We start from the raw sequence: 22,715 nt of genomic DNA on the forward strand, positions 1-22,715 counted from the left end.
CCATTTCCCCTGTATTTTGCATTTGCATGATGAGTCGCCCATTTCCCTCGATCTGGAAAGCTCCATACGGTCGTTGTTTCAAGCTTGAAGTTCTGAGGCTGAAATATTTTGATTGGGATGGGTTCTCCAATGTCTATTCTTTGATTCTCTATAATGACGTGATCGTGCTTTTTTATGAATTCCAGATATTCCTCGAACGGAACTTCTCTCATGGGCGCTCACCAAGTATGTTATATCCTAAGACCTGCTTTTTTCATAGCATTTACTGGGTGCATACCGTTCATTACATCAACGAACATCTGGTAAGGTTGACGTCTTCCATTTTTACCCTGCGATTGAGGATAATTAATGTCCTCTATCTCAAACAATAACCATAGTGCATAAAGGATGTATTCAATAGGATAACCTGGAGAGGTATTTAACAGTTTAAGGGTAACTGGATCCAGTTTTCTCAGGACCTCCTCAGGGGTTTCTCCGAGATATATACGGGTTATTAGCTTGAATAAACTCTGCCTGACCTCTGTTGAGTAGCACAGTTTGCCATAGAAATCAATTATAAAGTGAGCATGCTTAGGTGTAAACTCCCGTTTTCCCCTAAACTTCGCTCTAAGGATGAAGTCTTCCGGGGATTTACTGCCTTTTCCACTTGCTCTAATCTTGAAGTCATTTACCTCGATATCTACCTCAATCATCAACCAGTTTATTCACATATAACATTAAAAATTTTGGCAACCTACTGAAGACCCATTCTAACGATTTAATGAGTTCTCAAATGCTCAGTATGAGTTACAAAATCTATTCATCCAACACCCTTAAAATCCCTGGCAATTATATCCATCCGGTGAACCCACATGACGTGGAAAGACAAGCTCGGACTGGTGCACATCTACACCGGCAACGGGAAGGGGAAGACGACGGCGGCCTTCGGCCTGGCCGTCAGGATGCTCGGCTCCGGCGGAAAGGTCATAATCCTCCAGTTCATGAAGGCCGGAGACGTTTACGGCGAGCAGAAGAAGATAGCCGAATGTGGCGCGGTCATAGAGTCCTTCGGCCTGCCCAAGTTCGTCCACGGGAAACCCGAACCGGACGACATAGAGGCCGCCAAGAAAGCCCTGAAGCGCGCTAAAGAGCTCGTCTCAAGCGGCGAATGGGATATGGTAATCCTCGACGAGCTCTGCGTCGCCCTCGGTTTCAAAATGCTCGACGTTGGGGAAGTCAGGGAGCTCATCGGGAGCAAAGCCCCGCACACGGAGCTCGTCCTGACCGGCCGCTACTGCCCCGAGGAGCTCTTTGAGCTGGCCGACTACGTGACGGAGATGGGGGAGGTAAAGCACCCCTATCAGAGGGGAATCCTCGCGAGGAGGGGCGTGGAATTCTGAGGTGCTCAGCGTTTTATCGTGGTGACGCCCGGTATGTGAAGCCTCACCTCCACCCGCCTCATGGCCTGGATTATTAGGGTCGCGAAGATCAGGTAGATGCCGGCCACTATGAGGTATATCTGGGCGTAGAGGAACGTCTCTGAGGCGGCCACGCTGGCCTTGTACATGAGCTCTGGAACCGCCAGTAGCATCGCCAGTGAGGAGTACTTTAGCAGATAGACCATCTCGTTCGTCCAGCTCGGCAGCATTATTCTGAGTGCCTGGGGGAAGGTTACGTGGCGGATTATCTTCCATTTCGACATTCCGAGGGAGAGGGCCGCCTCGATCTGGCCGTAGTCTATTGAGTTGAATGCCCCGCGTATGTATTCGGCCTGGTAGGCGGCGCTGTTGAGCACCATTCCCAGTGAGGCCGCGAGCACCGGGCTCATGACGAAGCTCGGGTAGTACCTCCTCACGAACAGTGGAAAACCAAAGCCGATTATGTAGAGCTGCAGGAGCATCGGGGTGCCACGTATCAGTTCTATGTAGGCGGTGGAGAGCAGTTTCGAGAACCTTCCCCCGTAGGTTCGACTGACGGCCAGGAGGAACCCGAGGGCGAACCCGCCTATGAATCCGATGATGGTGAGCTCCAGGGTTACCACCAGTCCCCCAAGGAGATAGCCCGCTATCAATCCCGCATAGCCCATCTCACTCGCCCCCGAACATAGAGAGGTCGGCTATCCTCCGGAGGAATTCCCTTGTCTCCTCCCTCTGCGGGTGGTACAGCAGATCCTTTGGTTTGCCTTTCTCCCATATGATCCCGTCGTAGAAGAAGAGCACTTCATCTGCTGCATTGAGGGCGAAGCCTATCTCGTGGGTCACGACGAGCATGGTGACCTTCTTCTTTGCCAGATCCTTCATGACGTCCAGAACCTCCCCCGCCAGTTGGGGATCGAGGGCGGAAGTTGGTTCATCAAACAGGATTATCTCCGGCTCCATTGCGAGGGCTCTGGCTATCGCCACGCGCTGCTGCTGGCCGCCGCTCAGCTCCGCGGGGTACTTGTCGTAGGCGTCCTCCTCAAGGTGAACTGTTTTGAGGGCCTCCCTGGCCTTCTCATCTGCCTCCGCATCATCCATGCCCCGGATGACTTTGAGGCCTATTTTGACGTTCCCGAGGGCCGTCAGGTGCTTGAAGAGGTTGAAATGCTGGAAGACGAAGCCTATCTTGGCGCGGATCTCTTGTATGTTCACGTCCCTTGACAGGATGTTTGCCCCGTTGAAAATTATCTCCCCCGAGTCGGGTTCCACGAGCCTGTTGATGCACCGGAGAAGGGTGCTTTTACCGGCACCGCTGGGTCCGATTATCACCTTGGTCTCCCCCCTCTCCACGTTGAAGGAAATGCCCCGGAGGACGGGCTTCTCCCCGAACTTCTTCGTGAGGTTTCGAATCACCAGGACGTCGTTAGATCCTGACATTTGCGCCACCCCCAGTGCCCTTTATTCCATATTTACGCCCGACACGTCCCGCCAGGTAGGTCAGTGGCAGGACCATCGCGAGGTAAAAGAGCGCCGCTATCCCGTAGTACTTGAAGGGCTCGGCGGTTATCGATACAAGGTAAGTGGCCTGCCTGGTGAGCTCGACTATGCCTATGGCCAGCGCTATGGAGGTGTCCTTGAGGACTATTATGTACTCGTTCATCCAGGCGGGTATCGCCATCCTGAGGGCTTGGGGGAGCACGACGTGCCTTATCATCTGCATCCGGGACATTCCCAGCGATAAGGCGGCCTCTATCTGCCCCTCGTCGACCGCCTGGATGCCGCTCCTGAAGATCTGCGACTGGTACGCCGATGAGCGTATCCCGAGCCCCACAACGGCGGCCCAGAACGCGGGGAGTCCCACCCCGATGAGGAGGGGCATGGAGAAGAATATAATGAAGTAGATGGCCAGCAGGGGAATGCCCCTCAACGTGCCCTCGTAGACCATAGCGACGTACCTCAATGTTTTGTTCCCGTACGTCTCCATGAGCGCAACCGGGAGCCCTATGATTAGACCCAGGATTATGGAAAGCACCGAGAGCACAATGGTCATCCTGGCGCCTTCCACCAACATGTTCACTGCAACGCCCCACGGGACGCTTTCCACGGATATCAAAACCTGCACCTCCCGATTTTAAAAAATTAGAAGAGGATCACCCGCCGAAGTACTTGGCCACGAGCTTGTTCCAGTCGGGGGAGTTCATTATCTCGTTGAGGGCTTTGTTTATCTTGTTCAGGAGCTCCTTGTTGCCCTTCCTGACGGCTATACCATAGTGCTCATTCGTCTGTATGGTGTAGATGACCTTGACGTTGTACCTGCTGGTGAACATGTTGGCCACGGGTGAATCAAGCACGAGCACGTCAACCTGGCCGTTCAGGAGGGCCTGGAGCGCGGCCACGTAGCCGTTGTACTCCTTCATGGTGACGCTGTTTCCCAGCTTGTTCTTGACGTAGAGCGCCCCTGTAGTGCCCTTCTCGACGCCTATTACCTTTCCCTTGAGGTCGTCGGGGGAACTGACCCGTATATCCGAGTTCTTCCGTACAACTACCGCTTGGTCGGCCTTCCAGTACGGGGCGCTGAAGTCGACGACCTGCTCGCGTTTGGGCGTTATGGTCATCCCCGCTATAACGACGTCGACCTTGCCCGTCTGGAGGGCCGGGATCAGGGAGTCGAAGTCCATGTCCTTTATCTCAACCCGGTCGTAGCCGGCCTTCTGGGCCACCATCTTTATCAGATCCATGTCAAAGCCGGTTATGTTGCCGGTGCTTGGGTCCTTATACTCGAAGGGAGGGAAATCGGCGCTGGTCCCCACAACGAGGACCTTCTCCTTGGAGGTGCCGGTCGTTATGCAGCCGCTGGCGGCAACGGCTAATATCAACACCGAAGCCACAAAACCCGCAAGAACTAGGTTACCCTTCGTGCACATCACCGAACCGTAACTTGGACATTCGCTCTAATATCATTTTCGGTTCATACACTGCTTTCATGACAACCTGAGGAGTTTCTTCCTTACTTTCCACAGGTTTCGACATTAACCGAAAAGCTTTTTAGCTGGAAAAACTTATGATAGTCGTGGAGATTTTAGTAACCATTCTTTAGAAAAAGGGGGTGGTAGAATGAGCGGGCTGATAGAGCAGATTGTTCAGGTTCTCAAGGATCAGGTCGTACAGGACACGGTCGTCCCCAGGAACATCAGGCGGGCCGCCGAGGGCGCAATAGACGTTCTTCTCGACGAGGGCAAGGAGCCCGCCGTCAGGGCGGCAGACGCCATAGCCATTCTTGAGGAGATAAGCGAGGACCCCAACATGCCCATGCACACGAGGACCATCATCTGGGAGGTCCTTGGGGCCCTTGAGCAGGTTAAATGAGCGTTTTTGCTTTTTCCGCTCATAACCCGCGCCCCATGCTGAGGTACCAGAGCTTTGCGCTTTCTTCCACAAGCTCCGCCTTGTAGAACGCCTCACGCAGGCTCCTCCCCACGGTGACCAGTCCGTGCCTCGCCATCAAGACCGCATCGAAACCCCCCATCTCGGTCACGGTCGTTTCCGCCAGCTCCTCCGTGCCTGCGGGCCTGAACGGTGCCACGGGTATCCTCCTGAGGTACACCTCTGCCTCCGGTGTCATTATCGGCAGTTCATCCTCGATGAGGTTTGAAGCCACTATTGAGTAGGGTGGGTGAAGGTGGACTACCGCCCTAACGTCGGGCCTCTCCCTGTAGATCATCAGGTGGAGGCGGTACTCCGACGAGGGCCTGACACCCGAAACCTGACGGCCGTCCATCGTAATCACTGCCACCTGTCCGCCCGTCATTTCATCCATAACGGCGCCAGTGCCCTTTATAAAAATCAGATTTCCCCGCCTTACACTTAGATTCCCACCGAATGCCGCCGTGAGGCCGCGCTCGTGGGCCAGCCGGGAGTACTTTACCAGCAGCCTCCGCTCTATCATCATCTCACCACCCTCACACCGTAGCCGCAGTCCCGACAGATGGCTTTCTCGTCCCTCCACGCGAGTTCACCACCGCAGACCGGGCAGATATGAACGTCCCCCGTGCTCTTCCACCTCTCGTAAGTTTCCATATCGATGAGCAGGAACACCCCATCGCTTCCCTCCTCAAAGCGGCCTAAGACGGGACTGCTCTCCAGCTCAAGGTTCCCATCGTCAACTATCACGGGTTCGATTCCAACGTTGCCCTCGTAGACCATATCATCTGCGGGAACTATCTCGACAACGAACGCCTCAAGCTTCCCGTCGTGGTACGTCACAACCTCAAGGGCATCACCCAGGTCCCCCGTGGAAGAAAGGACGTCCACGACCAGATGCCCGTCCCCCTGAAAGACCAGCGCCACGAGGCTTTCCCCTTCATAGACCCTGGGCCTTCTCCCGGCACACGTCTCAGTGAGCCCGAAGGTTTCCATGATCCCCTTGACTTCGTTCCCCCCGGGGATCCTCCCCCTTTCCACAATCCAATCTCCAATGCGTTTGGCGAGGGGCATCGCGAGGTTAACGGGTTCACCAAGGTACATGATCTCACCACGGCCAGTTCGGGAGAAAAATTTATAAACCTACCCCGGCCACTAAGGAACGGGCACGGGTCCCGCGGTAGCCTAGCCTGGGAGCGGCGGCGGACTGTAGATCCGCAGGTCCCCGGTTCAAATCCGGGCCGCGGGACCACCAGAAAGCTCTTCTAAACGTTCAATCCCTCCCTATGGTTCGGTCAGTCTGCCGGTTACATTTTTCTTTTGAAAGCCTCGCCTTTTAAGGCGAGAGGAGGTCAGAGCAGACCAAATTCCTTATAAGTCGTGCTACTTTTTTGTTAGATGGTGATACGAATGAAGGTTCTCGTGAGCGGTAAAGGTGGCTGTGGAAAGAGCACCATAAGTGCAATGCTGGGAAAGTACCTGGCCAGGAAGGGTTACCGTGTCCTCATCATAGACGCCGATGAATCAAATCCTGGCCTCTACCGGATGCTCGGCCTCCCGAAGGTTAAAACTCTGGCAGAGCACCTTGGAGGGAAGAAGAGGGCGAAGATACTCATGGCTGCAGAGGGTGAAGGGGAGCTCGATGAGGAACTCTTCAACTGGACGCTCCACGATATCCCCGAGGAAATATTAGCGAAAAAAGGCAACCTCGCCGTCCTGACGATCGGTAAGATCGAGGAGGCCGAAGAAGGTTGCGCCTGCCCCTACGGATTTCTGGCCAGAAAGCTCCTAGAGGGCATAAAGCTTGGGGAGAATGAGGTCGTCCTCGTCGATACTGAAGCGGGGATAGAGCACTTCGGAAGGGGAGTTGACAGGTACGTTGACGTTGTAATCGACGTTGCGGAGCCCTCCACCGAATCAATCGAGCTATCGAGGAAGATAGCCTCGCTCAGCGAGAGCCTCGGTCTGAAGCACGTTCTTGTTCTCAACAAGGCCCTCCCCGGCGTTGAGGAGGAGCTCCCGGTCAAGCCCGATGTGGTGGTTCCCTTCGACCAGAACTTCATACTGGACAGCTTGAGGGGCAGGGAAGTCGAACCTATAGGGCAAATTGGGGAGCTATGGAAGATAATTAATGGATGAGAGGGTTCGAAAAATTATTGACGTTTTGACGCTCCTTTCCAAAATTTTTACAAATTTTTGGCAAATATCCTGAATATCTTTTCTAAGTTATCGGCTTTTTGTTGCCATTCAGTGGTTCCTCGCCCTCTGTTTCGGCGAACTACTACTTACCTTTCGGCTTTCAGTTAATTCAGCTTCCCTAACTTTTTTTCGTCATTTGGCGATTATCATTTTGACAATAAACGAAAGAATTTTAAGGAGACCTAATCCCTATCCAGAAAAAACGGGTGGTTCCATGCAGATCGGGGAAGGATTTCTGAAGGAAAGGTACGTCCCCATGCAGGCCTTCAGGGAGGAGCGGGGGAGGTCCATAGAGAACCTGGGGGAGTTCTGGGCAGAGGGAGCAAAGGTTCTCGACTGGTTCAAAACCTGGGAGGAAGTGCTCGACGATTCAAAGGCTCCCTTCTTCCGCTGGTTCGTTGGCGGTACCTTAAACGCGAGCTACAACGCCCTCGACAGGCACATTAAATCCGGCAGGAGAAACAGGGCGGCTATAATCTGGGAGAGCGAGAAGGGCGAAACCAGAACCCTAACATACTACGAACTTTACATGGAGGTCAACCGCTTCGCTTCCGCCCTAAAAAACCTCGGCGTCGGCAAGGGTGACAGGGTCGTAACCTACATGCCGCTCGTTCCAGAGGTAGTCATGGCGATGCTCGCGAGCGCGAGGATAGGTGCAATCCACAGCGTCGTCTTTTCTGGATTCTCAGCTGAGGCCTTGGCAACGAGGATAAACGACGCCAAGGCAAAGGTCGTGATAACCGCCGACTACCTCTACAGGCGGGGCAAAAAGCTCAACCTGAAGGGGATAGTGGACAAAGCCCTCCTTGAAACACCGAGCGTTGAGAGCGTTGTCGTTCTCAGGAGGGAGGGCAACGTCAACATGGTCGAGGGCAGGGATTACGACTGGAGCGAGCTCCTTGACGGGGCGGAGCGATATGTTGAACCAGTTCCTGTTGAGAGCAACCACCCCCTCTTCATACTCTACACGAGCGGAACCACCGGAAGGCCGAAGGGCATAGTCCACTCCACGGGCGGCTACCTCGTCCACGTGGCCAAAACAATGCAGTGGGCATGGGGAATAACCGAGAGCGACCTCTTCTGGAATACCGCCGACGTCGGCTGGATTACGGGCCACAGCTATCTGGTGTACGGCCCACTCACGCTCGGTTTAACTGTTATGATGTACGAGGGTGCGCTCAACTACCCGAAGCCGGACAGGCCCTGGGAGCTCATAGAGAAGCACGGGGTTACCATCTTCTACACAGCGCCAACGGCAATAAGGATGCTCATGCGCTATGGAGATGAATGGGTGAAGAAGCACGGCCTCTCCAGTCTGAGACTCCTCGGTTCTGTCGGAGAGCCGATAAACCCCACTGCCTGGAAATGGTACTACGAGGTCGTTGGCGGTAAGCGCTGCCCGATAATAGACACCTAGTGGCAGACAGAAACAGGTGACTACATGATTTATCCGTCAGCGGGGATACAGTTGCCACCGCTTAAGCCCGGCTCGGCTACTTTTTTGGGTCTCGGTGTTGACGCGGACGTTTTCAGGGCTGACGGAACGCCAGCGAAGCCAAACGAGCGCGGTTACCTGGTAATCAAAAAGCCCTGGCCGGGAATGCTCCTCGGAATCTGGGGCGACGATGAGAGATACATCAGAACCTACTGGAAGCGCTTCAGTAAACCGGACGAAGGTCTCTGGATTTACTACCCGGCCGACTACGCGATGAAAGACGACGAGGGCTACTTCTGGATATTCGGAAGGGCTGACGAGGTGCTCAACGTCTCCGGCCACAGAATTGGAACGGCAGAGATAGAGCACGCGCTGGTTCTCCATCCGGCCGTGGCCGAAGCAGCGGTAATAGGAAGGCCCGACGAGATTAAGGGAGAAGTGCCTGTGGCATTTGTGATACTCAAGGAGAACTGTATCCCAAAGGAAATCCTCAAGAAGGAACTCATAGACTACGTGAGGGAGACCCTCGGGCCGATAGCTTCTCCGGCCGAGGTCTTCTTTGTCAATAAACTGCCGAAAACAAGGAGCGGTAAGATAATGCGTCGCGTTCTGAAGTCACTGGCGAGCGGAAAGGGTCTCGGCGACCTCTCAACGCTGGAAGACGAGGCGAGCGTGGAGGAAATAAAAAGGGCCCTTGAGGGCTTCGAGATGCGTTAGCATATCCTCGGCACCGGGTCCCCCGCCGGTGGTTCAAGGAAGCGCTTCCCACCTATCCCCGTTTCCAGGATAACCTTACCCCTGTAGTCCTCCCTAACCTCACCAATGATGGCGGCATCCCGGCCCCTCTTCGTTTTTCTCATGGCCTCTAGAGCTTCCTCAGCGTATTCTTTGGCAACCACCACGACGACCTTGCCCTCGTTGGCAACGTCGTAGGGGCTAATGCCGAGCATCTCGCCCGCGGCCCTGACCTCAGGTCTTATTGGAATATCTGCTTCCCGGATGAGCATCCCCACGTTGCTCTTCCTCGCTATCTCGTTGAGCGCGTTACTCAGTCCGGCCCTCGTGGGGTCTTTCATGGCGTGGAGGTTCTCCCAGCCGATGGCCTTTGCGACGGCTTCAACCACCTCCCAGATCGGAGCTACGTCGCTCTTCAGCTCGGTTTCAAAGGAGATGCCTTCCCTGTGGCTCATCAGGGCGATTCCATGGTCTCCTACCGTTCCGCTGATTAAAACTAGGTCGCCGACCTTCGCCCCGGCGTCGCTTACAGGTTTTTCGGCTATTCCAACTCCGGCCGTTATGACGAACATCTCTATCGGCTCTTCGACGACCTTCGTGTCGCCGGTAACGACTGGAACCGGAACTTCCCTTGAGGTTTCGTCCATCGAGCGGAGAACCCTCTCTAGGACTTCCATCTCAAGGCCTTCGCCGAGGATCATCGAGTTTGCCAACGCTAACGGCCTCGCCCCCATCACGGCCAGATCGTTAACCGTCCCGCTTACAGCGAGCCTTCCGATGTCCCCACCGGGGAAGAAGAGTGGCTTAACCGTGTGGCCGTCTATGGTGAAGACGATGTGCTTATCCCCAAAGGGTATTGTGGCTCCATCGTCGAGTGCGTCAAGCCCTATTCCCCCGGCGCTCTTCAAGGTCAGGGTCTTCAGGATAACGTCCCTTAAAAGCTCCTCCATTATTTCTCCACCGGCTCCGTGCTCGAGCTTTATCTTTTCCCCCATCTTCAACCCTCCAAATTTTGTTTTGAGATGAGTACGTATCCTCACAGCATCAAGTCCTCCCTCGTGAGGTAGCCCTCAAGGTAAAGCCCCCCGAGGAAGGCCTGACCGACGTTTATACCGTTGTCCCCCCTCGGAACCTCCTCTGTGACGTGGAAGTTCAGGCCGTTGCTCTCGACGGCCTTCCTGACGGTTTTGACAATCAACTCGTTGTAGGCAACGCCGCCGCTCATGACGACGTCCTTTACGCCAAACTCCCTCGCCTTTTCGAGCGCCACCTCGGAGAACGCCCTCGCCAGAGCTAAGTGAACGGAGTAAGCTATGTCCGCCGGCGAAGCCCCCTCAAGGACTTCAAGCGCCTGGACGAAGAGCTCTTCAATCTTCATCAGCTCGCCTTCAACCGGTACCTCGAACTTCAGGTCGTTCTTGCCCTTCATCGCGAAGCTCTCCAGCTTCATCGCGGGTTCGCCTTCGTAGTGCCTCCTGGAGGCTATGTTGAGCAGGACGGCGAGCGAATCGAGGACCCTTCCAGTGGAGGAGGCGTAGGCGAGGTTTATCCCCTTGGCGAGCTGGTTCAACACAACGGAGAACTCGACCTTTCCGTACTTGAGGCTGTCTATCGCTTTTGGACAGCACTTCTCGATTATTCCCTCGAGCTCTTCAACGCTGTAGACCTTGCTGAGGATTCCCATCAAGGCCCTGAGCGGATAGTAGCTAGCCAGGTCTCCGCCGGGGAGCGGGTAGTAATCTATGTGGGCCAATCTTTCAACGTCCTCGTAGCTCAGGTAGAGAACCTCACCGCCCCAGACATTGCCATCCGTTCCGTAGCCGACCCCGTCAACCGCTATCCCTATGGCGCCTTCGAGGTTCTTCTCGGCTAAAACACTCGCTATGTGGGTGTAGTGGTGCTGAACCTGGAGAAGTTCAACGTTGAGCTCGTTTGCCAGCTCCATGGCAAGTTTTGTCGTGTTATAGCCCGGGTGGAGGTCAGCTATAATAAGGTCGAACTCATTAACGCGGAGAATCCTCATGAAGTGCCCTATCGCTTCCCTCATGAATTCGAGAACCTCGACCTTTCCCGTGTTGCCTATGTACTGGCTCGGGTAAACCTTCCCGTTCTTAGCAACGCCGAAGGCGTTCATCAGCTCGGCTCCCACTGCTAAGCCACGGTAGCTGAAGGGAATCTCTATCGGTAAAGGCACGAAACCACGGGAACGCCTTATAACTGCCCTCCTCCCATCAACGAACTTCACAACGCTGTCATCAGCGCGGTTCAGTATCTTCCTGTTGTGGAGCAGGAGGTAGTCAGCTATATCCTTCAGCTCCTCGAAGGCTTTGTCGTTGTCCTTGACCATTGGCATTCCCGGGTAGTTGGCCGATGTCATCACGTAGACCTTGGTCTTGCTCCAGTGGAAGAGTATGTAGTGCGTCCCGGCGTAGGGGAGCATAACGCCGATGGTGTGAAGCCCCGGCGCGAGGTTTTCGGGGAGTGGGAAGGGCTCCCTCTTGCGTAGCGTCACTATTGGCCTCCTGTAGGAGGTCAGCTCCTCTTCCTCCTCCCTGCTCACGTAGGCGAAGCTCTTCACCGTCTCAAGGGACTCGGCCATTATTGCGAAGGGCTTGGCTTTTCTGAAGGTTCTCCTCCTAAGCTCCGCAACGACGTCTTCCCTCGTTGCGTCGCATGCTAAATGAATCCCCCCGATTCCTTTGATGGCCACTATGTAGCCTTTGTCTATCAGCTCCGCCGCCTTCCTCAGCGGGTCGCCGGTGATTTCTTCGCCCTCCTTCGTGTAGAGGCGGTAGCTCGGTCCGCAGACCGGACAGCAGACGGGTTCGGCGTGGTAGCGCCTGTTGAGGGGGTCTTTATATTCACCCTCGCAGAAGTCGCACATTGGGAACTCGCGCATCGTGGTGTTCTCGCGGTCGTAGGGCAAATCCTCGATTATCGTGAATCTCGGCCCGCAGTTGGTGCAGACTATGAAGGGGTACATGTAGCGCTTGTTCGTTGGGTCGAAGAGCTCCCTCAGGCAATCCTCGCATATCGCTATGTCCGGCGGGATTATAGAGTCTCCAGCCCCTCCTCCTCTGGAGCTCTTCTCGATGTAGAACTCCGCAAAACCCTGGGGTGGAATTTCCTTTTTCTCAAGTTTGTCGATCCTTGCGAGCGGTGGCTTTTTCCTGTAGATGTCCCTGATGAAGGCCTCAATGTCCTCGTTTCTTCCTTCAACCACTATCTCAACGCCGGCGTCCCCAAGGTTCTTGACGTAACCCTTCAGATCGTTCTCGTGGGCTATTCGGTAGACGAAAGGGCGGAACCCGACCGCCTGGACGATGCCGTTAACGTGAATTATGTACGCCCTCATGGTCTTCCCTCAAGTTTTTCTTACGATCCGGGGCTTTATAGGTTTCTAAAACCAAAAGTTAAAAACATAAGGGGAGTTTTAAACCATTGGTGTCATGAAATGTGCACATTTTCAATTCCTGCCCCTCTCGCCTAAAACAGGACCCCGTACTTGTAGAATATCTGGCACGTTCCCTCGTACGATACCATGCAGGGCCCTATCGGGTGCCTCGGCGTACAGGTCTTTCCGAAGTGCGGACAGTCCGTAGGCATGGCCAGACCCCTCAGCACGGCACCGCAGAGACAGCCTTTCTCAAGGTCCGGAAGGTTTTCAGGCACCTCCACCCTGTAGAAGTTCCTAATTTCTAGATCTTTCCACTCCATCCTCACTTCAAGCCCCGTGCCCGGGAGAATACCCAAAGCCCTCCACTTCGCATCGACCACCTTGAAGTACTTCTCTATGAGCTCCTGCGCCACGAGGTTGCCCTCGTACTTCACTGCCCTCCTGTACTCGTTCACCACCCTCGCGTCGCCCTCTTTATACATCCGTATGAGTAAAAGAATCGCGAGGAGGACGTCGTTCGGTTCGAAGCCTGCGACCGCCTGAGGGATTCCGTACTTCTCACTCAGGAACTCCCAGCCCTTTACGCCTATTATCGTCGAGACGTGGCCCGCGTCTATCAGCGCGTCTATTCTGCTCTTCTGTTTTATCAGGACCTCAACCCCCTGCGGCGTGAGCCTGTGAACCGAGTAGATCTTGAAGTTCTCAAGTCCCTCATCGACGACGACGTTGAGCATGCCCGCGGTTGGTGCGGTCGTTGTTTCGAAGCCCGGGCTGAAGTGGACGACCGTCCTGTCGGGGTTCTCCCTCGCTATCCTGTACGTGTCAAAGATGGAGTACACGATGCGGACGTCGTAGCCTTCCCCCTTCATATCGGCGAAGCTTCCCCGTGGTGTTGGTATCCTGTACATGTCTCCGAACGTCGTCACTATCATCCGGTCCCCTTCCTCGTAGGCCTTCTCCATGATGAGCTCCATGGCCACGATATCCTCAACGGGCGTTATGCACACAGGACAGCCCGGACCGCTGACGACCCTGACGTTATCCGGCAGAAGCGAGCGGATTCCTGAGCGGGTTATCGTGTCCTCATGGGTTCCGCAGACGTGCATTATCCTTATTTCACCGTCGAGGCCCTTTGCTTCCTCGCGGATTTTCTCAACGAGCTTCCCTGCCACTCCCCTGTCCCTGTACGGAGCAACTACGGATTCTGCATCTTCCATCTCAATCACCTGGGTAGTAGTAGCCTCCGAGGGCGTCCTCTTCCACCTTGAAGACCTCATCCCACGCCGACAGTATCTCCATTGCGGTCTTCTCGTCAACCCGTTCGATTGCAAACCCCGTGTGGATCAGAACGTACTCCCCAACCCTAACGTCTGGGAGCAGGTCGATCCTGACCTCGCGCTTTACCCCGCCGAAATCAACCCAAGCTGTCCCCTTTCCGTTATCAACCTCAAGCACCTTCGCAACCGTGGCGAGACACATCCTCTTCACCGTCCGTAAGTGAATCAACCGCCCTATTTAGGCTTTCTAAAACCCATGGTTTCCAACCCGTCCAGTGAAAACTTCATTTCGATGCTCTCCCCACCGCTGTAGGAGCAGTGGGCGAGGGTCTCCTCGGCCTCCTCCCGGCTCACCTTCTCAAGAACTATGCCGTAATATATCCTAACGTAGTCACCCGGTTCAACGTTCCTGATAAAGTCCAGTCTCACCCTCCTTTCCCTGCCCGCAACCTCGACTACAGCGGTGCCTCCATCCACCTCCAGAACCCTGCCGGCCAGCATCAGGGCCACACGTTCCACCTACCATCCAGGTCTGAAGAAAAGTTTATATATATTGTGCTGACTAGTCAGTCAGGTGTTTCCCATGCAGGAGATTTTTTCGCAGATGGTCAGGGTTGAGAAAAGCGGTCACGGCTTTGAGGCGACTGTTGAGAGAATCAAAAACGCCGCCGAAAAGAACGGCTGGAAAGTCACCGGAATCTTGGATTTAAGGGAGAGCCTTGGGGTCAACGTCTGCATCATCGAAATCTGCAACGCTGAGTACGCGGGAGGTGCCCTCAAAAAACCCGAGACTAGATGGGTGGGGGCGATGATGCCGTGCAGATTCGCCGTTGCCGAGAACCCTGATGGGGTATACGTTTACACAATGAACATGGAGCTCTTCGCCAAGGCGGTAGAAGGTGAACTTTCAGATGTTTTCAGAAGAATAGCTGAGGACGACCATAATATTCTCTCGGACGCTCTCGGTTGAACCTCTTCTATCTTTTCGCACCGTCACGGCCCTTAATAAATGAATCTCATGTTAGAAATCCTTAAAAGGTATGGGTTACAAAACTGTATAGCCGATATGACTAACTGGTCACATCCGTAACGGTGGTCGTATGAAAACCCCCGGCAGAACACGGGATAAAATAGTAAGCGCCGCTCTCGAGCTCTTCGCGAATAAGGGCTTTGACAAGACCACGGTAGACGAGATAGTCAACCGTGCAGGGGTTGCCAAGGGCACCTTCTACCTCTACTTCAAGAGCAAGGATGACCTCGTCAAGGAGGTCGCCGTTGATGCGATGCCAATCGTAGCGTTTCCCTCACTTCAGGACCCGTACATCACGGTTTCCTATCCCACCCTCAGGGAATTCCTTCTGGCACTGGGCAGGGAGTTCATGGAGTTCTACGACAGGAACTACCGTCGGGAGATATTCTTCAGCCTCCTGACCCTGAGAAAACGTAGTGAATCCCTCAATTTGCTCTACCATGAATCCTGTTCCGAGCTCCTCAGGACAGGGGCGCGCAGGATAATGGTCTACACGAAGGTTGGGTTTGCCCAGGCCCTCATCGCCTTTCAGGTATTCCTCGGTTCCCTACTTCACTACCTGCACGCGAGGGAATGTGTTGGTTTTAGCGATGAGGAGTACCTGAACCATGTGGTAGACGTTGTCACCTCCTACCTCAAACTATCAGCCGAAATATGATCCTTCTCAGTCTCCCCCCGTAACTCGCCCTATGTCCTGTGGTACCATTATTGTTCATAGAAGTGTTACCCTGTACACGAAAGCTATATAAGGTACAAGTGCAAAAGCCTTAAAATGACCAGTCAGTCAGTGAAGTTAGAGGTGATGAACGTGGCTGAGAAGCTAGTACCTGTTGTATGCCCATGGTGCTCCGTGGGCTGTAGATTCTACGCGGTCAGTGTCAATGGCTACATACGGCGGGTGGAGTTTGACTACGACCATCCAAAGATTCCAAACATGGGCAAGCTCTGCCCCAAAGGGGTTGCATCGTACCAGTTCATCAACAGTCCCGACAGGCTCAAGAGACCCCTTAAGAGGGTTGGTGACAGAGGTGAAGGAAAGTTCGAGGAGATAAGCTGGGAGGAGGCCTACAGGATAATCGCCAAGAAGATCGAGGAAATCAAAGAAACCTACGGTCCGGAGGCGCTCGCCTTCCTGGGAAGTGAGAAGATAACCTTTGAGGAGAACTACCTCGTCCACAAATTCTCCAAGGCAGTTGGGACGAACAACCTTGACTTTCCTGGACGATACTGTCAGTACTCCAACTCGCCCGCGAGAACGAAGGTCTTTGGAAGCGGTGCCGCGACCAACCCCTTTGAGGACATAGCCAAGGCCGAACTTGTGCTTATCTGGGGCCACAACCCCGCAGAAACGGCCCCCGTGATGTTCGGACAGTACATTGAGAAGGCCGTTATCGACAACGGCGTTGAAATGGTCGTTATAGACCCGCGCTCAACAAGGGGCCATAAATACGCCTCCCTTCACCTGAAGCCCTACCCTGGAACCGACCTGGCCGTTGCACTGGCGATGCTCAACGTGATAATCGGTGAGGATCTCTACGATAAGGAGTTCGTTCAGGAGAGGACGGTCGGTTTTGAGGAGCTGAAGGAAGCCGTGAAGGACTACAGCCCGGAGTGGGCTGAGAAGGTAAGCGGTGTTCCAGCGGAGGACATCAGGAAGGTTGCAAGGCTCATTGCGGGTAAGAAGACGGCTTTCCTGGTAAACGAGGGGATGAACCAGCACGTTAACGGTTTCAACCTTGCGCTCGCGATAGCTGATATCATAGCCATAACAGGCAACATCGGTAAGGAAGGCGTCTGGAGCGGTGTATTCCCTGGAGCCCAGTGCGGTTTCTGCGCCGCCATGACAGGCATAGCCCCCAACAAGCTCCCAACCGGAAAGCTTGTAACGGACGAGGCCGCGAGGGCAGAAGTTGAGAGGCTCTGGGGCTTCCCGATCCCCGATTGGCTAGGTCTTGACCTGACTTCGATGATACGCGAGATGGGCAACAAGATCAGAATGATGTACATCATCGGTGGTAACATAACGAAGTCCGCACCGAACAGCGCCTGGGTCAGGGAGCAGCTCAAGAAGCTCGACTTCCTCGTCGTGCAGGATATATTCCTAACCGAAACTGCCAAGTACGCGGATATAGTCCTCCCGGCGGCGGCCTGGTTCGAGAAGACCGGAACCGCAATAAGTGCCGAGAGGCGCGTCCAGAGAACCTACAAAGCCGCTGAGGCTCCGGGAGAGGCGAAACCGGACTGGCTCATTCTGGTTGAGCTCGCCAAGGAGCTCGGTCTCGGTGAGTACTTCAAATACGAGCACCCGGACGAGGTCCTCAGGGAGATAAACAACGTCATCCCGCTCTTCAAGGGCGCAACGCCCGAGTACCTCGCAGAGCACCCTGAGGGATGCTTCTTCCCGTGCACCGAACCAGGTGAAGGAACCAAGATTCTGTTCAAAAACGGCTTCAAGACCTCCGATGGAAGGGCCCACCTGACTGCCGTTGAGTGGATGGAGCCACCCGAGACCCCTGACGGGGAGTATCCGCTCTGGCTCACAAACTTCCGGCTGGTTGGTCACTGGCACACCGTAACCATGACGGAGGAGAGCCCAAGCCTCCAGAAGCGCTGGCCTGAGGAGTACGTTATGATAAACCCCGCCGACGCCAGGAGGTTCAACGTAAGGGACGGGGACCTCGTCAAGATCGAAACCCGGAGGGGGGAGGTCATCACCAGGGCGGCGGTTACCGACCACATAAGGGAGGGGGTTATAGCCATGCCCTGGCACTGGAATGTCAACTTCCTGACGCTGGAAGAAACGCATCCGGTTACCAAGATGGCCGAGCTGAAGGCCGTAGCGGCCCGTATAAGCAGGGTGGAGGAGTGAGGTGGTCAAAATGGCGAAGAAGATATTCCTCGATTATAATCGCTGCATAGGCTGTAAGGCCTGTGAAGTTGCCTGTGAAATGACCCACGGCGAGGCCCGTATCAAGGTCTTCGAGTTCCCCGACCTCTTCACGGTTCCCTTCAACTGCCGCCACTGTGAGAAGGCACCGTGTCTCAACGTCTGCCCGAGCGGTGCGCTCTTCAGGGACGAGGATGGAGCCGTCGCCTTTGACCCTCTCAAGTGTATCGGCTGTCTCATGTGCGCCGTCGCCTGTCCCTTCGGCATTCCCAAGCTCGACGAGGAGAACAAGATCATGGACAAGTGCGACCTCTGCGCCGACAGAAGGGCGGATGGACTTCTCCCCGCCTGTGTATCCGCCTGTCCAACCGAGGCCCTCAAGTATGGCGATATAAACGAGGTCCTCTGGAACAGGGAAGGGAAGATAGTGGCCAATCTGAAGAGCTCAGCAGAGAGGGGGGAGGGCGAGGAAGCCTACCTCATCCTCTGACATTTATTTTTTTGCATCGAAAACCAATGGTTGAAAACAAGGGGTGATGAAGCTTGAACGGCGAAATATTCCTTGCATCGGCGTTGCTGCCCTTCCTCATGCTGCTCCTCTATAGAACGGAGGGTAGGGTTGCCGACTCCGCGGCTGTAGTGATAACCGGCATTTCCCTTCTCCTGAACGGCTACGGTCTCTATCTGTTCTCTCAGGGGGGCCTTAACAAGGTCTATCACTACGTCTACATCGCTGGGGGGAACCTCGGGGAGGTCTTCGGTTTCAGCGTTGACGTTGCATCCGTACTGATAGGCTTCGTCTCAATCCTCACTGGATTCCTTCTGGTGCTCTACGCGGTTGACTACATGGGTCCGTCCAACAGGGGTTTCCCGCTTGAGGCCGGAAAGGGAAGGTTCTATGCCCTTCTGGGCCTGCTTATGGGATCAAGCATGGTCTTCATTTACGGCACCAACCTGGTCCAGTTCCTCGTGTTCCTTGAGCTGATGGCGATCTCCCTCCTGTACCTGGTGGATTTTTACGGAGACGCGAGGAACAAGGCCCTCAAAGGATTCTTGGTACTCAACCTGGGGGTCTTTCTGCTCCTTGTCGCAGTCGCCATCCTCGGAGGCAACCAGGAGCTCGCCAAGATGGGCGCCCTCTCGCAGTCCACCAAAGACCTGGCTTTTGCCATCCTGACGTTCGCCGCCTTTGCCATGAGCTCGCAGTTTTTCTTCTACTCCTGGCTCCCAGATGCAACAGCTGGCCCGATCCCAGCCTCGGCGTACATTCACACGGCCTCCATAGTTCCGCTGGGGAGCTTCATGCTGTTCAGGGTCATCCAGTACATGGAACCCGGGAGAAACGAGTTCTGGCTCCTGGGAGCGCTCACGGTTGTCCTCATCCTCCTGATGATGGTCTACTACCCGCTCCAGAGGGACGGTAAGAAGCTCATAGCCTACTCAACCATCGCACAGACAGGAGTCGCCTACCTAACCCTGGCTTACGCCCTCGCGGGCCATCAGGTTGGTCTCCAGATCGCGGTTTACCAGGTCGTCAACCACGCCTTCGTCAAGGCGCTGGCTTTCATGAGCGTGGGGGCCTTTGCTTACTCCCTTGGAACCACGGACTTTGAGGACATCAAAGGAATCCGGCACAGCCTCCCGTGGTCGAGCGTTGCCTGGTTCCTGAGCTTCTTTGGCCTCGCGGGTGTTCTTCCACTGGGACTGTTCTTCAGCAAAGTGCTCACGGTGATGGCCACGCACCACGCTCTGGGCGTCGCCTCATGGCTGTTCCCCGGAGTTGTCCTCTTCGACGGCGCGGTGTTCCTCATAGTGATAATCCTCTGGTTCAGGGAGATGTTCTTCGGAGAACCTCATCCAAGCACGGGAATCCACTCGTCAAGGCTCATGGACGTGGCGATGCTGGTGCTCATTTTTATCAGCATAGTAGCTCCGTGGGTCACCTTTGACGTTGTCACGAAGATAGGATTCATGGGGTGATGTGAGATGTTCTTGGAATATGCACTCGGAGCGTTTATCCTTGGGGGGCTCCTGGGGTTCGTCATAGACTACAAAGCCTCCACAAAGGCCTCAAGTTTCATGGCATTAATAGGTTCACTCCTCCTCCTTGGCCAGGTCTACGAGGCCTACACAACGGGCCCGATAAAGGGGAGCATCTTCGGTATCCCCGTGCACGTGGACGGCCTATCCGAAGTGTTCCTCTTCATAGTGGGGATAGTTAGTCTGGGCTCTGCGGTGTTCTCCCTGGCGTACATGGATCACCATGAGAAGAAGGGCAAGGGCTGGGTTTACGCGATAGCCTACAACACGTTCATAGCCTCAATGGCCCTCGTTGTGACGGTTGACAGCCTTGAGTACTTCGTCGTCTCCTGGGAGCTCATGACGCTCAGCTCGTTCATCCTGATCTTCTGGAAGGAAGAGAGAAAGGACTTGGACGCCAGTCTGAAGTACTACATAACGATGCACTTCGCGGACACGATACCCCTGTTCTTGCTCCTGGGCCTCGCCTCAGTCCTGACTGGAAGCATTCACAACCTCAGCTACTCCGCCATTCATAGCGCCCTGCTGACGGCATCTCCTGGGACGAAGGCCGTCTTCTACGCTCTTTCCCTGGTCGTGTTCATAGCCAAGGCCGGAGTGGTTCCGCTCCACTTCTGGCTCCCGGATGCACACCCGGCAGCACCCAGCAACGTCTCGGCCCTGCTCAGCGGCATCATGATAAAAACCGCCGTTTACGGTCTTTTAAGGTTCGACTGGCAGATATCAGGGCAGAACACTGACATTGGATACATCGTGGCGGTTCTTGGAGCGATAACCCTAACAGTTGGCACCCTCTACGCTCTCAGGGAGACCAATTCAAAACGCCTGCTGGCCTACCACAGCGTCGGTCAGATGGGTTACATCTGGCTAGGACTCGGCATTGGAATGGTTCTGATACCCAGAGGGGGAACGCTGGCGGCTGTAGGCGCCCTGGGCATGTTCGCCGGTCTCTTCCATGCACTGAACCATGCGGTCTTCAAGGGATCCCTCTTCCTTGAAGCCGGCGCGGTGGAGTACGCAACAGGTACCGTTAACCTGGAGGAGCTGGGGGGACTGGGTCCGAAGATGAAGGTGACGGCCGTCGCAACCCTGTTCTCTTCACTGGCGATAGCGGGAATCCCGCCCTTCAACGGATTCATAAGCAAGTGGCTCATCTACGTCGCAGGCTATCAGTCGGAGAACTTCGTCCTGGCCTTCGGTGCCGTGCTGGCGGTGGTCATAAGTGCCGTGACCCTTGCCTCGTTCATGAAGTTCTACGGCGCCCAGTTTGGAGGGGAGATGAAACGCCACGAAGAAGTCAAAGAAGTTCCCGCGGTGATGCAACTAGGCGAATGGATTCTGGCGGGACTGACACTGTTCATCGGTGTGTTCCCCGGATTCGTTGTGGGCTTCCTTAACAAAGGGCTCTCAGTGGCCAACGGAGGCACGACCGCAGGCGTAACGGAGAACCTCTACAAGATAGGCTTTGGCTCAGTGCTGTTCTCGCCGGTGCTGTTCGTTATCCTCCTCGGCGCCCTTGCCGTTGGACTCTACTTCTCCTTCAGGCCTGAGTACGGCAAAGTTGCCAGGCCCTGGGATTGTGGTTCAACGAAGATCGATGAGGACGAGTACAAAACCCTAGCCGAGGGCTACTACCGCTGGTACGAGCAGAAGATAGGGTCGTTCTATCGTTTCACCGACTGGTGTTACGACTTTGGAGCTGCGATAATCCACTACACGGTTAGGGCTTACACCTGGATAGCCAGCTACTTCGTCAAGATAGTCGATACCCCCTACACAAGGGTCGAGAGCGTCTCGGACCTCAGGGAGGGTCAGCTGCTCTACATCGATGAGGAAACGTTCAAGCCGCTGGTAAGGCTCCTCAGGATAGTCAGGGACGTCCTTCCAGGGATCCGACTTGGAACCTTCGTCGTGCTGGCCCTTATAGTGGTGGGGGCCATTGTTGGGATACTGATGGTGCTGTGAGGTGAGAGAGATGGAGATAGACGCAGTCAAACTTGGCTTCAGCCTTGTGGGTATCATCCTGCTGCTGTTCCTGCCGCCCTACCTCGACGGTATAGCGAGAAGAGTTAGGGCGAGGCTCCAGTACAGGAGGGGTCCTCCCCTCAGTCAGACATGGTACGACCTCCAGAAACTCTTCGCCCTTCCGTCGGTAAGGCCAACTGCCAGCACCCTCTTCACCTGGGCTCCCTACCTTGCACTCGCCTCATCCATCTCGGCGGCGCTGCTCCTCCCCTACGGCAACGTTATCCCTGTGAACTTCGGCTTCAACCTGGTGGTGTTCTTCTACGTGGTGGTCATGGTCAGCGTCTTCCTGATCCTGGCCGGCCTTAGCGTTCAGAACGCCTTCAGCCACATAGGTTCGTCGAGGGAGATGCAGATCGTCCTCACCGTCGAGCCGCTGATAGCGATCCTCTACGGCGTCCTGGCCTACAATGCGGGTTCGCTCAGCATATCGGAGATAGTGAGGAACCTGCACCCCACCCCCTCGGTGCTTTTGACCTATGCGATTCTGGCCTACGCGCTCTACGTCGAGAGTGGCTTCGTGCCCTTCGACGTCGCGGAAGCCGAGCAGGAGGTCATAGGCGGCCCGCTTGGGGAGTACAGTGGGAGGCTGCTTGGAGTCTTCTACTACGCCATCTACATCAAGCGCTTCGCCCTGCTGTGGTTCTTTGTCAGCCTGCTGACGCTTCCATGGCTCGGCCCAATAGACACCGCGGTGAAGGCTGCACTCGTGCTGGCACTCCAGTTCCTTCTGACAATAGCGTTCTACCCCATCATAGCAGCGCTTGAGGCCACCAACGCAAGGCTTCGGGTGGATCACATTGTCAAGATGAACGTTAGAATGTTCTTTGCAGGTCTGGTAGTACTCGCAATGGCGTTCATGGGGTGGTGAAA

25 protein-coding genes and 1 tRNA gene are annotated in these 22,715 nt (G+C 55.1%); 13 read left to right on the forward strand and 13 right to left on the reverse strand.

Annotation, left to right across the window (positions count from 1 at the left end; all coding sequences use genetic code 11):
- Together MVK60_RS07105 and MVK60_RS07110 are read right to left on the reverse strand one after the other, a co-directional pair.
- On the reverse strand, positions 1-212 hold a 212-nt coding region (locus MVK60_RS07105; RefSeq protein WP_297437898.1), incomplete at its 3' end, for a hypothetical protein.
- An 18-nt stretch (positions 213-230) separates the two neighbouring features.
- Complete coding sequence (locus MVK60_RS07110; protein WP_297437900.1) at positions 231-692, reverse strand: hypothetical protein; 462 nt, start codon at positions 690-692, stop codon at positions 231-233.
- 159 nt (positions 693-851) lie between these two features.
- On the opposite strand from MVK60_RS07110, the gene cobO reads away from it, so the two are divergent.
- A complete protein-coding gene (gene cobO, locus MVK60_RS07115; RefSeq protein ID WP_297437902.1) occupies positions 852-1,379 on the forward strand; it encodes a cob(I)yrinic acid a,c-diamide adenosyltransferase in 528 nt (175 codons plus the stop codon).
- 5 nt (positions 1,380-1,384) lie between these two features.
- On the opposite strand, the gene MVK60_RS07120 is transcribed toward cobO, so the two are convergent.
- Genes MVK60_RS07120 through MVK60_RS07135 form a run of 4 tightly spaced genes read right to left on the reverse strand, consistent with a single transcriptional unit; the run spans position 1,385 to position 4,321 of the window.
- Positions 1,385-2,065: an amino acid ABC transporter permease gene (locus tag MVK60_RS07120; RefSeq protein ID WP_297437904.1), complete on the reverse strand. Its 681-nt coding sequence runs from the start codon at positions 2,063-2,065 to the stop codon at positions 1,385-1,387.
- 1 nt (position 2,066) lies between these two features.
- Positions 2,067-2,834 carry an amino acid ABC transporter ATP-binding protein gene (locus MVK60_RS07125; RefSeq protein ID WP_297437906.1) on the reverse strand — a complete coding sequence of 256 codons (768 nt, stop codon included), beginning with the start codon at positions 2,832-2,834 and terminating at the stop codon, positions 2,067-2,069.
- Positions 2,821-3,501, reverse strand: coding sequence for an amino acid ABC transporter permease (locus MVK60_RS07130; RefSeq protein WP_297437986.1), 681 nt, complete (start codon positions 3,499-3,501; stop codon positions 2,821-2,823). The genes MVK60_RS07125 and MVK60_RS07130 overlap by 14 nt, the downstream gene beginning before the upstream one ends.
- A gap of 46 nt (positions 3,502-3,547) precedes the next feature.
- Complete coding sequence (locus MVK60_RS07135; RefSeq protein ID WP_297437908.1) at positions 3,548-4,321, reverse strand: basic amino acid ABC transporter substrate-binding protein; 774 nt, start codon at positions 4,319-4,321, stop codon at positions 3,548-3,550.
- Positions 4,322-4,511: 190 nt separating this feature from the next.
- Between MVK60_RS07135 and MVK60_RS07140 the strand changes: the two genes are divergently transcribed.
- Positions 4,512-4,763, forward strand: a complete 252-nt coding sequence (locus tag MVK60_RS07140; RefSeq protein WP_297437910.1) for a UPF0147 family protein — start codon at positions 4,512-4,514, stop codon at positions 4,761-4,763.
- Positions 4,764-4,782: 19 nt separating this feature from the next.
- On the opposite strand, the gene MVK60_RS07145 is transcribed toward MVK60_RS07140, so the two are convergent.
- Together MVK60_RS07145 and MVK60_RS07150 are read right to left on the reverse strand one after the other, a co-directional pair.
- Entirely contained in the window at positions 4,783-5,346 is a 564-nt protein-coding gene (locus MVK60_RS07145) for an aldolase (RefSeq protein WP_297437912.1), read from the reverse strand.
- Positions 5,343-5,921, reverse strand: a complete 579-nt coding sequence (locus tag MVK60_RS07150; RefSeq protein WP_297437914.1) for a hypothetical protein — start codon at positions 5,919-5,921, stop codon at positions 5,343-5,345. The genes MVK60_RS07145 and MVK60_RS07150 overlap by 4 nt, the downstream gene beginning before the upstream one ends.
- A gap of 70 nt (positions 5,922-5,991) precedes the next feature.
- Here MVK60_RS07150 and MVK60_RS07155 point away from each other — a divergent pair.
- From MVK60_RS07155 to MVK60_RS11240, 4 genes are all read left to right on the forward strand, one after another.
- Positions 5,992-6,069: transfer RNA gene (locus MVK60_RS07155), tRNA-Tyr, on the forward strand.
- A gap of 146 nt (positions 6,070-6,215) precedes the next feature.
- Positions 6,216-6,956: a P-loop NTPase gene (locus MVK60_RS07160; protein WP_297437916.1), complete on the forward strand. Its 741-nt coding sequence runs from the start codon at positions 6,216-6,218 to the stop codon at positions 6,954-6,956.
- A 274-nt stretch (positions 6,957-7,230) separates the two neighbouring features.
- Positions 7,231-8,433: an AMP-binding protein gene (locus tag MVK60_RS07165; protein ID WP_367270872.1), complete on the forward strand. Its 1,203-nt coding sequence runs from the start codon at positions 7,231-7,233 to the stop codon at positions 8,431-8,433.
- 24 nt (positions 8,434-8,457) lie between these two features.
- The gene (locus MVK60_RS11240) at positions 8,458-9,168 is read left to right on the forward strand and encodes a hypothetical protein (protein ID WP_367270873.1); all 711 of its coding nucleotides are present in this window, start codon (positions 8,458-8,460) and stop codon (positions 9,166-9,168) included.
- Here the strand turns inward: MVK60_RS11240 and hypE are convergent.
- The 5 genes from hypE to MVK60_RS07195 form a co-directional block, all read right to left on the reverse strand.
- Positions 9,165-10,181, reverse strand: coding sequence for a hydrogenase expression/formation protein HypE (gene hypE, locus MVK60_RS07175; protein ID WP_297437918.1), 1,017 nt, complete (start codon positions 10,179-10,181; stop codon positions 9,165-9,167). The genes MVK60_RS11240 and hypE overlap by 4 nt on opposite strands.
- Before the next feature lie 41 nt (positions 10,182-10,222).
- Positions 10,223-12,541 carry a carbamoyltransferase HypF gene (hypF, locus tag MVK60_RS07180; RefSeq protein ID WP_297437920.1) on the reverse strand — a complete coding sequence of 773 codons (2,319 nt, stop codon included), beginning with the start codon at positions 12,539-12,541 and terminating at the stop codon, positions 10,223-10,225.
- A gap of 131 nt (positions 12,542-12,672) precedes the next feature.
- On the reverse strand, positions 12,673-13,800 hold the full coding sequence (gene hypD / locus MVK60_RS07185; RefSeq protein ID WP_297437922.1) for a hydrogenase formation protein HypD: 1,128 nt from the start codon (positions 13,798-13,800) through the stop codon (positions 12,673-12,675).
- A 1-nt stretch (position 13,801) separates the two neighbouring features.
- Positions 13,802-14,062, reverse strand: a complete 261-nt coding sequence (locus MVK60_RS07190) for a HypC/HybG/HupF family hydrogenase formation chaperone (RefSeq protein ID WP_297437990.1) — start codon at positions 14,060-14,062, stop codon at positions 13,802-13,804.
- A 32-nt stretch (positions 14,063-14,094) separates the two neighbouring features.
- Complete coding sequence (locus MVK60_RS07195) at positions 14,095-14,361, reverse strand: HypC/HybG/HupF family hydrogenase formation chaperone (protein ID WP_297437992.1); 267 nt, start codon at positions 14,359-14,361, stop codon at positions 14,095-14,097.
- Between the two features lie 82 nt (positions 14,362-14,443).
- On the opposite strand from MVK60_RS07195, the gene MVK60_RS07200 reads away from it, so the two are divergent.
- From MVK60_RS07200 to MVK60_RS07230, 7 genes are all read left to right on the forward strand, one after another.
- Entirely contained in the window at positions 14,444-14,830 is a 387-nt protein-coding gene (locus tag MVK60_RS07200) for a DUF302 domain-containing protein (protein ID WP_297437994.1), read from the forward strand.
- A gap of 130 nt (positions 14,831-14,960) precedes the next feature.
- On the forward strand, positions 14,961-15,548 hold the full coding sequence (locus MVK60_RS07205; RefSeq protein ID WP_297437923.1) for a TetR/AcrR family transcriptional regulator: 588 nt from the start codon (positions 14,961-14,963) through the stop codon (positions 15,546-15,548).
- Positions 15,549-15,692: 144 nt separating this feature from the next.
- The gene (locus MVK60_RS07210) at positions 15,693-17,759 is read left to right on the forward strand and encodes a molybdopterin-dependent oxidoreductase (RefSeq protein ID WP_297437925.1); all 2,067 of its coding nucleotides are present in this window, start codon (positions 15,693-15,695) and stop codon (positions 17,757-17,759) included.
- A 10-nt stretch (positions 17,760-17,769) separates the two neighbouring features.
- A complete protein-coding gene (locus tag MVK60_RS07215) occupies positions 17,770-18,267 on the forward strand; it encodes a 4Fe-4S dicluster domain-containing protein (protein WP_297437927.1) in 498 nt (165 codons plus the stop codon).
- Positions 18,268-18,320: 53 nt separating this feature from the next.
- Entirely contained in the window at positions 18,321-19,757 is a 1,437-nt protein-coding gene (locus MVK60_RS07220; protein ID WP_297437929.1) for a hydrogenase 4 subunit D, read from the forward strand.
- Between the two features lie 6 nt (positions 19,758-19,763).
- Positions 19,764-21,782, forward strand: a complete 2,019-nt coding sequence (locus tag MVK60_RS07225; protein WP_297437931.1) for a proton-conducting transporter membrane subunit — start codon at positions 19,764-19,766, stop codon at positions 21,780-21,782.
- 10 nt (positions 21,783-21,792) lie between these two features.
- Positions 21,793-22,713 carry an NADH-quinone oxidoreductase subunit H gene (locus MVK60_RS07230; RefSeq protein ID WP_297437933.1) on the forward strand — a complete coding sequence of 307 codons (921 nt, stop codon included), beginning with the start codon at positions 21,793-21,795 and terminating at the stop codon, positions 22,711-22,713.
- Positions 22,714-22,715 lie beyond the last annotated feature (2 nt).

The sequence above is a fragment of the Thermococcus sp. genome (assembly GCF_026988555.1).
Classification (GTDB): domain Archaea; phylum Methanobacteriota_B; class Thermococci; order Thermococcales; family Thermococcaceae; genus Thermococcus.